The sequence below is a fragment of the Acidilutibacter cellobiosedens genome, assembly GCF_004103715.1.
GTDB lineage: Bacteria > Bacillota > Clostridia > Tissierellales > Acidilutibacteraceae > Acidilutibacter > Acidilutibacter cellobiosedens.
In genome coordinates this window covers 92239-105316 of record NZ_CP035282.1, presented here as the reverse complement: position 1 = coordinate 105316, position 13078 = coordinate 92239, and the positions used below count along the sequence as shown (strand labels likewise).

General features: G+C 39.1%; 13 protein-coding genes. All 13 read right to left on the bottom strand.

All coding sequences use genetic code 11. The annotated features are described in order from the left end of the window. Positions 1 to 284: 284 nt before the first annotated feature. The 13 genes from EQM13_RS00570 to EQM13_RS00505 all read right to left on the bottom strand — a co-directional run bounded on the left by EQM13_RS00570 (position 285) and on the right by EQM13_RS00505 (position 12977). On the bottom strand, positions 285 to 485 hold the full coding sequence (locus EQM13_RS00570; RefSeq protein WP_071140576.1) for a hypothetical protein: 201 nt from the start codon (positions 483 to 485) through the stop codon (positions 285 to 287). Between the two features lie 146 nt (positions 486 to 631). Then, entirely contained in the window at positions 632 to 1012 is a 381-nt protein-coding gene (locus EQM13_RS00565; RefSeq protein WP_255417557.1) for a GNAT family N-acetyltransferase, read from the bottom strand. Positions 1013 to 1179: 167 nt separating this feature from the next. Further along, on the bottom strand, positions 1180 to 1332 hold the full coding sequence (locus EQM13_RS00560; RefSeq protein ID WP_255417556.1) for a HepT-like ribonuclease domain-containing protein: 153 nt from the start codon (positions 1330 to 1332) through the stop codon (positions 1180 to 1182). Positions 1333 to 1499: 167 nt separating this feature from the next. Beyond that, entirely contained in the window at positions 1500 to 1712 is a 213-nt protein-coding gene (locus EQM13_RS00555) for a nucleotidyltransferase domain-containing protein (RefSeq protein ID WP_071140575.1), read from the bottom strand. 414 nt (positions 1713 to 2126) lie between these two features. Then, positions 2127 to 2750, bottom strand: coding sequence for a DUF6518 family protein (locus tag EQM13_RS00550; protein ID WP_071140574.1), 624 nt, complete (start codon positions 2748 to 2750; stop codon positions 2127 to 2129). A gap of 135 nt (positions 2751 to 2885) precedes the next feature. Beyond that, complete coding sequence (locus tag EQM13_RS00545) at positions 2886 to 4775, bottom strand: metallophosphoesterase family protein (RefSeq protein WP_128751638.1); 1890 nt, start codon at positions 4773 to 4775, stop codon at positions 2886 to 2888. Between the two features lie 95 nt (positions 4776 to 4870). Beyond that, positions 4871 to 5476 carry a DUF3732 domain-containing protein gene (locus EQM13_RS00540; RefSeq protein WP_161567133.1) on the bottom strand — a complete coding sequence of 202 codons (606 nt, stop codon included), beginning with the start codon at positions 5474 to 5476 and terminating at the stop codon, positions 4871 to 4873. Then, positions 5464 to 6792, bottom strand: a complete 1329-nt coding sequence (locus EQM13_RS00535; protein WP_128751636.1) for a hypothetical protein — start codon at positions 6790 to 6792, stop codon at positions 5464 to 5466. Before EQM13_RS00535 ends, EQM13_RS00540 begins: the two co-directional genes overlap by 13 nt. Further along, a complete protein-coding gene (locus EQM13_RS18650; protein WP_240662972.1) occupies positions 6789 to 7286 on the bottom strand; it encodes a three component ABC system middle component in 498 nt (165 codons plus the stop codon). Before EQM13_RS18650 ends, EQM13_RS00535 begins: the two co-directional genes overlap by 4 nt. 1 nt (position 7287) lies before the next feature. Then, positions 7288 to 8475 carry an ABC-three component system protein gene (locus EQM13_RS00525; protein ID WP_128751634.1) on the bottom strand — a complete coding sequence of 396 codons (1188 nt, stop codon included), beginning with the start codon at positions 8473 to 8475 and terminating at the stop codon, positions 7288 to 7290. A gap of 424 nt (positions 8476 to 8899) precedes the next feature. Then, entirely contained in the window at positions 8900 to 10549 is a 1650-nt protein-coding gene (locus EQM13_RS00515) for a recombinase family protein (protein ID WP_128751632.1), read from the bottom strand. 5 nt (positions 10550 to 10554) lie between these two features. Beyond that, positions 10555 to 11406 carry a recombinase family protein gene (locus EQM13_RS00510; protein WP_128751631.1) on the bottom strand — a complete coding sequence of 284 codons (852 nt, stop codon included), beginning with the start codon at positions 11404 to 11406 and terminating at the stop codon, positions 10555 to 10557. Next, positions 11403 to 12977, bottom strand: coding sequence for a recombinase family protein (locus EQM13_RS00505; RefSeq protein ID WP_128751630.1), 1575 nt, complete (start codon positions 12975 to 12977; stop codon positions 11403 to 11405). Before EQM13_RS00505 ends, EQM13_RS00510 begins: the two co-directional genes overlap by 4 nt. Positions 12978 to 13078: the final 101 nt, after the last annotated feature.

The following is a 13078-nucleotide window of genomic DNA, read 5'->3' as shown; positions in this document are numbered from 1 at the left end:
AATGAGCCAGCTGAGCTGCTTGTCTATAAATTGTTTATCAATACAGTCAAGACCACATATTTCTACGATGGTTGCCTGCAGTTGGTAATGCCGTATCGCAATAAAATCATAAAATGATTCTTTCTCTGCTTCCGACAAATAATTTTGAATCATTAGTACAAAATAGGCTCAGGTAAAATTTCCCAAAAATCATTATCCAAAATTTCTTCCAGTTCATCGGAAATCCTATATGATTTAGAACAATCTATTTGTATTTTTCTAAAAACTCATTTGGTATTAAAATTTCACGTAGGTTTTACCCGCTGTTCCAGAATCGGTAATAAATCAAAAATTTTATCATCAGGAACATGGTATTCGTTTGTATGCCAAATAGGCGAAGTATCCTCCAGGACATTTTCGATTCTTTGGCTATAAAAAAACGGCTTCAATATGTTTAATGTGTCTAAGCTTTCCAAGCTCTCTTCAATAACTCCTAACCGAAACATTAGTATTCACCCCTGTGTTATTTAAGTCGATTATGTTAACGTAATCGACTTATTTAGATAAATATCACTGGCAGGTTAGATGAATATAAATGCCGCAGGTAACTTTGCATTATGCTCACAATCTTACTTATAAATTGGAATTAGTGTTACCTTGATACCTTTATTTCAAATCCATATTCACGCAATGTAAAGTTATCATCAATTTTTTCTTCATAAATTCCATCTACCTGCCTAAATCCATTTCTTAGATATAAGTTTATAGCTGGTACATTTATATCCACAACGAAAAGCCTTAAATATTTAGCATCTTTCTGCTTAGTGAGTGCAATAGCATGCTTAAGCATCATAATGCCAATGCCTCGTCTTGAATAATCAACATTGACTCCAAAGCAGTCAAGGTATAATGCTTTGTCATGGGTATTTTCCCATTTCATACAGCTTTCTCCAGTATTCAATTCACATAATGCAAACGCTGCAACTATATTATCGTGCTCCTCCACCAATAAATAAAGACGACCATTTTCAATATCACCGCTAAAAAACTCACACGGATAGATTTCGTCCCAAAAAAGAAGCCAGCCCCTTTTAGAATCGACCTTCTTTCGACCTAATCTTCTGTATCATTAGTACAAAACAGATGCACATCTGAAATTGTAACAGACATAGTGTTCATACAATCATAAATCAAAACTATTCAATTAGTTTCAATAACTGTTCTTTTAATATTTTTTATATCCTCATCTATAATTTCCCATATTAATTTCAAATTTACGCCCTCATAGTCGTGAATAATATGATTTCTTAAACTCTTCATTTTAAACCATGGAATATCGGAATGTTCATTTATATATTCTATATCAAGTTTATTAGTTAGCTCACCAATTTAGCTCAAATTAAATACGCATGCTTCTACCATCATACTGTTATTTTGAAATTAACTATAGGTAATATTGCTTGTATACTTTAATACAGAGTCAGTATAATTAATTATTTTTTGGATAATCTTTCGATTTCTCAATATATTACCATACCTTCTTTTTCAATCTTTTTATTTATTACAGAATCAGGTTCTATGTGTGATTTATCAATTAAATCTATATCGCTGTTCTTAGAAGATTTACCTTTAGCATATAGACCAAATAATACCGCTTTACTTACCGGATAATTACTTAATATGGGTATTGTTATCTCTTTTATCTTTTCAATTGAAATAGTGTTGGAAATCATGCGTTTCACCCTTCTTATACCTTCTTATACCTTTTACTATAATTTTCAATCTTGCTTAAGTTTATTATATACTATTTTCAACTTTTTGGTAATTAAAACAAACCTTTAACTAACATTAAAAATATGTTTATTTCATACGTAATATAAACGAAACATAAGAATAAAATTAAAATTATATAAAAAAGCTGCATCTTTATTGGTTTACTACCAACAAAAATGCAGCTTATAACTTATGTCATTAGGTCAAAATAGATGCAGGCATTTCATTCTTAGTAATTCCATTATCCCACTGTAGAAAATAGCGTACCAAAATTAAAATTTATATATCCATTGTACTCAAGAAACATAGATTAACCTTAAATTTTAATCTGGCTAAGTGCCTTTATCAAAAAACTGTTTACAGAGGAAAGTATATCAATATGTTGTGCCAGATGTCAGCAGGAAAAGAATCTCATACCCAGCCAATCCTAAAGCAGATAACGCACAAAAGGAAATCAGCGTCTTGCGTCGGAAACAATCACCCTTATAAATAAAGAAGTATAGAGAAAGACCAATGATAATCCTACCGATAGCAGCAGGAATCATATGCATGTAATCGGGTAAGTGGAGTAATTCGTTTAAGCCTTCAGCAAAAAAAACAGAGGGCAGTAGACTTGCAGCCCAATAATATTTCGAGTTTTTTTGCAAAAAAGCACTTGCTCCGAAAATGATGCCTGCCACGACAGCACAGGCAAGCCAGATATAAAAGTAGTAGCCTCCAAATGAAAAGGAATGGCTGTTTACAACTGATTCTACCCAATAGTATGAAATTACGCAAACTACAAGCGTTTCTATACAGAGTAGAATCGATAAATATTTCCCTTTTCCAGCTGATGCTATAAAGAACGCTGGTATTAGCCAAACCGCCCCCGAGTTTGCCAAGGAATTCAACGAACCTGGCAGGTACTTTTGCCCAAACACCGTCAGAATCCCTGTGAGCAGTCCAACGAATAAGGCGCATACAATTTGAATGGTAATGACCTTTTTATTTGAGTCCATAGAATTTTTCCTTTTTGGATATAGTCTCGTTTATTTACATGTCGCATAAAACCTAAAATTTAGCTATGCCCTTTAAGCATAATATGTGTAATTAGTACAAAATAGATGCAGAATCTTCTTTGAAAGATTCAGGGGTTAAAAAAGACCTTTTCCACAAATCTCTGCTTGCATTTGTGTTTCACCCTTAATAGTCAAAGAATATAGTTTTCCGTAACTCATTGCTGATGTATCGACCTCAATTACGGAATTTTCCAGTTGTTGTATTGGCATGGAACAATTATCTTCTTTACTTATAAGGCAAAATTCAAGGGGCTTGTCTACGGAAACCTGTTCACCGTTTATATATTTTTCAACTCCAATGCGAACTTTGTTTTTTATTCTGACAGAATAATCAAAGTATGATTTACTGTTAAATGCTAAATCCTCTCTATATAGTCTATAGCCTACGTTTTCTTGTTTTTCATCGCATACATTTACAGAGAATCGCAAAAATATCTCATCGTCATCTTCCCACCAAATCAAAATATCTGTCTTTCCAATGCTTTTTCCTATTATAGACATCTTATCTGAAGCTATTATATTTTGATTGGATACAGACAAGAGAAGCTTTGCATCCTTAATATGTTTGTAATCTTTAATTAGTAGCGGTAGTAATTCTATTTTTTGATCTACTCCTATATTTTCGATTGGTGACAGTAATTCTATCCGGTAGTTTGAAATTGAGTCCTTGTTTGCAATTCCTGTTTTAAAATCATCGGATGGACCTTTTAATTCTCTATTACAGGTGAGTTTTGTGACACCGGAAATAGTTGAGTCTATTCCTATGACTTTCCATACAGCATTTGACAATATAAATGTATGATTGTAGTTAATAAGATGTGTGTATTGATTGTTTTTCAATACGCAAGTTAAGCTTCCTGAACCCACCGATATCATAGGAGAATGTTCAATCCAAAATTTCATACCCTCTGTTGGAACTCTGCAATAGAACTCTCTTACTCTGCCATCCAAAACAATTTTAATTTTATTGTCAAAACCACCACCGTAAGCTTCTGCAACTCCATTTAAATCTATATGCAGATCTGAATTGCCTTTGTAGAAATGTTGATATTTGTTCCAACTATTGTTTTCCCAAGAATACGCAGAGATATTAATATTATTACTCTCTACACAAAACTCCCCCAACGAAAAACCTGCTCTTACTCCATTTTCTTGTTTTATACATCCTACAGTGACTTGCGGGACACCCAAGGTGTCATCTACCCATAACGTATGACTATGTCCACATAAATATAAGCAGACTCCATAGTCATTAAAAATATTTACAAGCTTTCTTTTTTCAGTAGGTTCCAGCAAGTCAAGCCCTCGATGACCAACAGCAATTGTTATTTTTTCAGTAGGCTTGACGGTTAAAAGCTCATTCAGAACATAACTACTGCCTGCCATTAGCGTTCCGGCATCATTTATGCATTTGTTTCCACTGGCATCTTCAACACTTTGTCCCGCTAAAAGTTCTGTGTTAATCAGTAAAATATTACAATCCTTTGTCACCACAGCTTTATGAGGACTGATCTTATAACAATTATCAAACATTGTATTGACAAAATCAGTACCGTAGATAAAGTTCAGTACTTTCTTGTAAAATGAAAAAGCATCAACTAATTCAGGCAAATTAACGAATCTACCTTTTTCGGTTTGATATTTGCTTTTTTCAGTAATAAGTAGTTCTTGTCTATTATTATAGTCTCGATTCAAATCATGATTTCCCGGTACGCACAAAATATTACATGTATTAGTTATTCCAACTAATTTTGTGATTCCCAAAATAAACTGTGCAACTTTTTGGGCGTTTTCGTCAGTATCATCTTGGCAACTTGCATCCCTAAAGTCACCTGAAAGGATCAAATAGTCTACAACAACTTGGTTTTGATATAAAAAATCCTTTAGTTTATCTCTTAAATAATTACTATCTGTACCATCATCATCAGGATTAAAATGCAAATCAGATAGATGTAACCATTTCATTATTTCACCTCGGCTCTACTTTTAAATAATTATATCATGAAAACAAAAAACAGTTAGATAATGTTGACATTGTATATCCCATTTCCAAGTGTGTTTTATTTTTTATACCAATCTTCCGGTACTAAGTTATTTTCATTCCACCAATCTTCAATAACAGAATTACGAAAATTCTCATCTTTTAAATTAGCATGATCTACTATAATAACTTGAAGCTTTCCCTTTAGTTCTGATGTCCTATTGGTGATAAAGTTATACAAGGTGCTAACCATATTCCAATCTGTATTTTTTTCATCCAATTCTGATGGAAAATAGACCTGTGAAGGTTGATCCAAAAATATAAAATTAGGCACCGGCCTGTTCAGAGTAATAAAATATTTATGTAACGCAAAGTAGGTTATTAAATGTATCCCGACCCAATTTGACCCACTGCCGAGCTGTTTTAAAGGAACAGGGCGATCAGCTTTATCCACAATAACTGTAACTTTGTTCATATCTAGACGATATGGGTTTTCAGAATGTTCCAAGTTCAGTTCTTTAGCCCATTCACTCATATCTACAGATATTCGTGATAATACAGATTGCTTACGATCTTCTAGTGAGTCTTTATCTAATATTTCATCAATATCACATATTCTGTCCTCAATCTTTTTAATGGCTTTTTCTTTACCTGTAGAGTCGTCATGTTGCTCTACGCTTTCCAACCATAGACTAATTCTACTCTACCAACTACTTTTGCACGTCTAGAATTTAAATCTTTTAATGCGATAGCATCCTGATTTTGAGTATAAATGCCATCAATTTCAGACTTTACTTGGATAATGTCTTGTCGTATTTTTTCCCTCTCTGATTCAAGTGAGTCAATATATTTTCTTAATTTGGGTTTTTCTCGAGTAACGTTTTGTATATTGTCATCTAGGTTTTTAATAGCGGTTCTTATCATGTCAATATTGGGCAAAGGCATTTCTAGTTTGTTGGCACATAAGGGGCAATGATCCGGTCTAAAATCAAGCTTTTCAAATAAGCCAATTGAACTCAGCCTAATTTTCTGATGCTCAACTTCATTCGCGTAGCCGCTCGTTTCTCCTGCAAATGTTTTTGCATTACTAATATCCTGATTAAGTTGTTCCAATTCATCCTCAGATTTTTTAAGCTCTGATTGTAAAAAGCTTAAACGATCCATACCAACAGTTTCAGCATTTACAGGAGTCCATTCATTCACGCTTTTTAAAACTTTATACACAGATTCGTAACTGTCATAATCTGCTTCAATATTATCGTATAAAAGGCCTACATACTTTGCTTCGGATATTAATGAAATGGCCCTTTGTAAACCTCCTCCTTGAAGCATTCTAATTTCTTCCAGTCTGCGTTTTTCAATTGCTAATTTTCTTTTTAGAATACTTCTTTCATTTTCTAAAGCTAGCGATTCCTCATTCACTATACCCAAAAAATATGGCAAAGTGTCTTTTATGGCCTGAGTTATGAAATCTTCCGATTGCTTATGAAATAAAAAAGTTTTTGCTGCTATCTCATCCTGATTTTGAAAGCAGTAGTATAATGCATGTCTAATATTAGCAGCAAGGGGATCGCGGCTTTGTCCGTCTGGCGGTATATTTAGGTTCTCAGAAATGTCTAATCTCTTAGTTAAAGCCTCCTCCAATCCAGCAACATTAGTATTGGAAACAAAATCACATTTTTCGGGAACTTCTATTTTTTCTCCAATCTCAATATAACAGAAGCCGGTAGACTGTTGACCGGGGGGCGGATTTTGGCGAGCTACAAATACTCTTTCGCTATCAAACTGCAATAGCAATCCATACCACGACACATTTTCTCTAATTACGCCATCGGCAATATCACAAGAACTTCCGCCAAGGCAATAATCAATTATGTCGCCCACAGCGGATTTTCCGGATTTTGATTTTCCTGATATTATATTGACCTTTCCTAATTGAAATGGCAAATGCCTTACTTGTCCATTTAATCCATATAGGACTAATTCTCGTATTTGCATCATGGTCTTACCCCCAAACTAACATATACTGTTTCAACTTTTCCTGCTGCAGCAAACCATTTAGCTACATGTTCGCTTTTATTAAGACAATCTTTGATTTCGTCATTAACATATTTTGTCTTACTGAGCGGTCGAATCGTTTGAGATATTTCAAGCTCTGCAGCGTTTGTTAACAGTACAACACCACTTTGAAGCAAAAGCTCCATAGCCTCATTGGTTATCTGTACCATATCTTTTGTTCTCTCAGCAAAACCTATTAATAATTCAGGATATCGTTGTTGCCATATGATCAATTGTGTACGACTTGATATGCACTCTCTAGTTTTTTTATGAAGTATCAATGGAAGAACCAGATAAACAAGAGGAAATGGAAAAGCTCTTTTTGTCACCTCATTATATGTTTTAATGCAACTGTGCAATAGCCTACCACAAAACGCCGGATTAAGTAAATAAGCTACTTCCTTTGCTCTAAGATTCCAATTCCTCAAATAAATCACCTCAGTTCTTTAATAATTGCTCTAAACGCTCATAAAAATCAATATGCCATCCTACCCTAAGCTGATTCGCTAAGATATGATAACTGCCTCTCATTACAAATGCATCACTGCAACGATCTCTAACACGTATATCTTTTTCCTCAATTTCTCTATACAGTTTTTTGGCATTTGATACTTTAATGTCTTCCGTAACTTGATTCCCATAATCTAACAAGTCATCTTGCATTGCATAAAATGAATGTTCCCATTCATCAATGAGCCTTTTTTCATATTTGTCCAGCTCATTTGTGTATAATAATTCCTCCCTGACCCAGTTTGCTCGCTGTTGGAAAGCACGATAATAATCTCTGATTGCCATTCTCAATCTATTACTTCCTAAACAAATTAGCTTTAATTGTTCATAAAATATTTGATCATTTGGAGACAACTCTTCTAATTTGAGGTTTTCATATTCGTCCACATCAATAGGTAAATTATCGGGTGCATATTCCAATCCAACCGATACAATGTGTGAACGCACTTGACTCTGAGATATGAATATCGGTGTTTCTGAGCATAAAGCTTCTATTGTTTTCTTATACCACCAGCCTTCCAAACGTTCACATATTTTATCAATATATTGAGGAAGGCTACAATATCTAATAGCTTTTTTTATATCAGATTCAACATCGACTATATTGCTACTCTTATCAAGTATATAAATACAATCTAATAATTGCTGAATTTGCGTTTCTGGAATGCTGGTAAATGCTTTATAATAACTTTGGTGGCTTTTGTTCTGAGATTCTTCCGCAACTTTCTTTAATATATTATAAGCCAAAATAGAATTTCTTTTTTCAGATTCAGTTTTTAAATAATATGCTGCTGTGTCCCCTGGTGCTGAAGCAGTAGTTATTATCATGAATTTTGTTTTAGACAGTAAATCTGGTTGCTTTTTAATAGCATCTATCCAGACTTTTAGTGTTCTCCATATATCTGTACTTGCGTTATTTAAATCACCATAAGCCTTTACATGATGCTTGAGTTGAATCATGATTTCAGGAGTATCATCGTTTCCAAAGCTTACATCGTCAAATTTTTCAATGCTAATTTCTGATTGCTCATCATCATTATTCAATAAAAGGTACAATGCATACCTAGCCTGATAAAGATAACCTATCATTTGTTCTGATGCTTGATGGCTACCCATGATGTCACTCCCTCCACAAAAATATTCTAACCGCTCAATTTATTAGTAACATCAAGCTGTTCTATTCTGTCTTGTTTTTATTATATCGACCATCTTTGGGCTTCACCGCATCGTTGGGTATCGCCCAAGTAACCCCAAACCGAATAGCGCCCGGTATTTTTCTCTGTGCGCAAAGCACCTGTACCCGGCGTGGAGTGATTGCCCATTTTTCCGCTGCTTCTTTCGCTGTCATATAGTCCATTAAAACTATCCTTTGCCAATTAAATATTGTATATATTATATATCGTCACAGCGAACAAAGCAATTAAATCCGTATAAATTATGGAAATATTCACAGTATTATGGTGAAACGGATTGAAATATAGCAGAAATTCTGTCCAAAAGAGAAATGCCGCCAGCTTTGTGGCGGCTTATCCTGCTATTTCTATTCACTCGGCATTTCCTGTTCCATTTCCATATTGTTATCAAAAATAATCCGGATGCGGTCTGAGGATAAAACCTCCACCTTGGTGATAATTCCTTTGACTACATCATCACGATATTCTTTCAGGCTGAGATCGGTGGTTTCCATCATGTAAAGCAGCTCGTGGATTCGTGCCTGTGTATTTTGAGCGAGCATGGTTTGTTCTTGGTGTTCTCCAAGCTGCCCCTGCAACCCTTTTATCTCCGCAGCGATTTCTTCAAACTTGGCATCGAAATAATCCGCACCGGCACTGGATTTGGAGCTGAGTCCCACTAAATCCATCATCACGCTTTGCAGCTCGGCGATGCGGTTTTGGACAGCCGCTTCATTGAAGCTGTCATCATCCTGTGAACCAATGGCCAGCTGCAGGCCTGCCTTGAGGGTTTCGATAACATCGGCTTTATCCTCATCCAGCCGGTTCAGGGCGGTGATAATGGCTTGGTGTAGGCGACTTTCCTCTATGGTAGGCGATTCCTTGCAGTATTTCGTGCCGTATTCCAAGCGGTTGATGCAACGCCAGACCACCTTTTTCTTACCATTTCTCGCCCAAGTAACCCTGCGGTACTGAGTGCCGCATTCAACGCAGCAGAGAAGCTCGGTCAGGGCGTATTTGCTGCTGTATTTTCCTTTCTCGGTTTTCACAGCTTTTCTGGCCACCTTTCGCTTACCGGCTCTCCGTGCGATTTCCTCCTGCACAAGGTTGAATAAATCCCTTGAAATAATCGGCTCATGATTTCCGGTTACATAATACTGCGGGATTTCACCATTGTTTTTACGGGTTTCCTTGGTTAGGCAGTCCACCACATAGGTTTTCTGCAGTAGGGCATCCCCGATGTAGCGCTCGTTTCGAAGCATATACTGGATCACTCCCGGCGACCATTCCTCCTTGCTGGTGGGCGTGAGGATTTTATCAGCCTCCAGAGATTTCTTTATCTTTCCGATGCTTGCACCTGAGTAATAGCTTCGGAAAATCCGTTTGACGATTTCCGCTTCCTCCGGCACAATCTTTGGCTGACCGTCCTCGCCTTTTTCGTAACCTAAAATGCGGGAATATTGAAATGGCACCTTTCCGCTTTTAAAGCTCTGGCGTTTGCCCCATGTCACGTTGCGGCTGATGGATTCACTCTCTGCCTGTGCAAAGCCGCTGAGGAAGCACAGCGCCATTTCGCTGGCCATTTCCATCGTGTTGATGCCCTCTTTTTCAAAGATGATGGGAATGCCCTTTGCCTTGAGCTTTCGGATATATCCGATGGCATCCAGCGTGTTTCTGGAAAATCGGGAGACGGATTTGGTCAGCACCATATCAATTTTGCCTTTTTCACACAGTGCCATGAGCTTGAGAAATTCGGTACGCTTTTTGGCGCTGGTTCCGGTAATGCCCTCATCGGCAAAAATACCAGCCATCTCCCAATCCTTATTTTTACTGATTTTATCGGTATAATAAGCAATCTGCGCAGCGTAGCTGGATTGCTGTTCTTCCTGTTCGGTGCTGACCCGGCAGTAGGCCGCCACACGGAGCTTTCTTTTTCTGGCGTTTGGCTTGGTTAAAAGAATATTGGCGGGGATCACATCGACCTTTTTTTGTACCGGCGTTATGGTTTGTGTTTGCATGGCGGTTACTCCTTTCCAATCAGCTTTCCATTGTTCATCTGCAGCCGCAGGCTGCCGTCCGCATCAATGACCACCTGCTTGACGGTATCCTCAAATAATCGGATTGAGAAAGCCGCCAGCGGCGGATGCCCCTCAAATATCTCCAGCAACCGGCGGGTTAAGTATTCCGGCTCCCTGTCAGGGCAGACCTCATATTTTGCGGTGGCACAGCCAAATATCAGCAGCTTGATGTAATCGCTGTCCACTTCGCTTTTTTCAAGCTCCCGGTTGATTTGGTTTTCTGTCCGGGCAACATCGAGGGAATAGTTCTCCCTATGCGGTAAAGGAAGCTCCAGCAGGCTCGGCTCACTGATGATGATATTCAAGATTGCGGTTACGCTCTCCAGCAGGGCTTGGTCAGTGATGCGCTTGGGTGTGATGCGCCCCTCAGCGGAGCAGCACCACGCTTCATACTTCTTGCTTCTGCCATCCCTTGTGTACTTGGCTCCACAAACCCCACAAATCGCCTTACTGCGGATGCTGTCCAGTTCCTTGGATAAAGGCTCCCCTTGGCTTTTCTGCCCGATTAGGGCGGCTACAGCCCCGAACGTGTCGGCAGGGATAATCTGCGGGAAATCATCACTGCCGCAGTAACGTGAATTCTCCAGCATACGCTTGACCCTGTGCTTATTCCAGTCGGTGCGATTCTCCATATAGGGGATGCCTTTGGCTGTGAGGCTTTCGGCAATCCGGCGATAGGATTTCCCGGCTTGGTAATCCTCAAAAACTTGCCGTACCACAGTGGCTTCCGCTTCATGAATGCACAGCGTACCGTTTTGAATGTGATAGCCGAAAGGAAGGTATCGGTTTTTATTCATCGTCCGAACACCTCCTTGGGCAGCTGCTCGGTAAAGGCAAGACCACCGATCAGGCAGAATTTGAGTTTATCCTGCTCGGTGACAACGATCTGATTGACAATGCTGTGAAATAGGGCTTCATCAAAAGCAGTCAGGTACGGCGATCCCTGTTCCATCAGCTCAATCAATAGCTTGCAGTCGGAAATCATCTCATCGTCCGCATCGCTTTCCAGCAGTCTGCGGCGGTTTCGCTTGAGCAAATCGAGCTGCTGGTTGATTTCATTGTTTTTCTGCATAAAAACAGCAGAGTCCATGTAACCTTTCGTCCTGAGACGATTCAGTACCAGACTCTGCTTGGTGAGTTCCGCTATTTCCTTATTGATGCTTCCGACTTTTACATCGCTCATGGTGATTTTGGATTTGAGATCCATCAGCTCGTTTAAAGCGGAGGAGAGAATATAGCGGCTGTTCTGTTTTAACTTGTTGTACATTCGGATGAACGCCTGCATGATGGCATCTTCCCGGATTTGACGGATTTCGCAAAGCTCCTTGCTGCGGAAGTGCCTGTGGCATACCCAATAGGTTTTTCCATTGGTCACCCTGCGGGAGAAATTCGTACCGCATTTGCCACATCGAATTTTCTGTGAGAAAGTGTATTGCCTGCCACGCCCCTTGTTTGGATAAAGGGAGTTACGGGCTTTCATCAGCCGCTGTGCCTGCTCAAACTCCGACCGGCTGATAATCGGTTCATGGGAACCGGTGATGTAATAGCGGTCACGCTCGCCCTTGTTGCGCTTGGTTTGAAAGGGCATGGTGTCGGTGGTGTAGGATTTCTGCAGCAGGGCATCACCGATGTAACGCTCGCTTTTGAGAATATAGCTGACAGCGGTATACAGCCATTTTACCTCTCCATTTTTGCAGGGGATGCCATCTGCGTTCAGCTCACTGGCTATCTGCTCCATGCTCTTGCCGGATAGGTAGCTTCCGAATATTCTTCGCACCATCGGTGCTTCCTTGGGATTTGGAATCAGTATGTTGTTTATAAGATCGTATCCGTAGGGTGGGCAGCAACAAGTGAAATTTCCGTTTTGCATCCTACGAGCGTAGCTCCAGCGCATATTGTTAGAGATGGAGGTGGATTCCTCTTGGGCGATGGAGCTGAAGGCTCCAATCATCATCTCATCGTGCATATCCGCTGTCTTGATACCATCTTCCTCAAATTCCACCTCTACACCGAGGGCTTTCAGCTCTCGGACGGTGGAGAGGCAGTCATGAATGTTCCTCGCAAACCGGGAAACGGATTTCACAAGGATGCGGTCGATTTTGCCCTTTCTGCAGTCGGAAAGCATCCGCTGGAATTCCTCCCGCTTGTCCGACCGGGTTCCGGTAATGCCCTCATCGGCATAGATGTCCACCAGCTCCCATTCGTCATTTTCGGCAATCAGGGAAGTGTAATGCTCCATCTGCACGGAAAAGGAATTTAGCTGATCGGCGGAGTCACTGCTGACTCTGGCGTAGGCGCAGACACGCAGCTTGGGCGGTGAATATCGGTAAATGGAATTTACCGGTTCGATAACCTGTACCTGTGGCATGGCGGCACCTCCTTTGGTTTTCGTATTTTCATGTGTGACAGCTCCTTTCGTGTAAGTTCAATACCCCTTGGGTATTAGCACATACACTACCACAGAGATGC

Excerpts from the sequence above, each read along its gene's own strand:
- EQM13_RS00570 (WP_071140576.1), bottom strand. The coding sequence starts at position 485 with ATGTTTCGGTTAGGAGTTATTGAAGAGAGCTTGGAAAGCTTAGACACA.
- EQM13_RS00555 (WP_071140575.1), bottom strand. The coding sequence starts at position 1,712 with ATGATTTCCAACACTATTTCAATTGAAAAGATAAAAGAGATAACAATA.
- EQM13_RS00550 (WP_071140574.1), bottom strand. The coding sequence starts at position 2,750 with ATGGACTCAAATAAAAAGGTCATTACCATTCAAATTGTATGCGCCTTA.
- EQM13_RS00545 (WP_128751638.1), bottom strand. The coding sequence starts at position 4,775 with ATGAAATGGTTACATCTATCTGATTTGCATTTTAATCCTGATGATGAT.
- EQM13_RS00535 (WP_128751636.1), bottom strand. The coding sequence starts at position 6,792 with ATGATGCAAATACGAGAATTAGTCCTATATGGATTAAATGGACAAGTA.
- EQM13_RS00525 (WP_128751634.1), bottom strand. The coding sequence starts at position 8,475 with ATGGGTAGCCATCAAGCATCAGAACAAATGATAGGTTATCTTTATCAG.
- EQM13_RS00515 (WP_128751632.1), bottom strand. The coding sequence starts at position 10,549 with ATGCAAACACAAACCATAACGCCGGTACAAAAAAAGGTCGATGTGATC.
- EQM13_RS00510 (WP_128751631.1), bottom strand. The coding sequence starts at position 11,406 with ATGAATAAAAACCGATACCTTCCTTTCGGCTATCACATTCAAAACGGT.
- EQM13_RS00505 (WP_128751630.1), bottom strand. The coding sequence starts at position 12,977 with ATGCCACAGGTACAGGTTATCGAACCGGTAAATTCCATTTACCGATAT.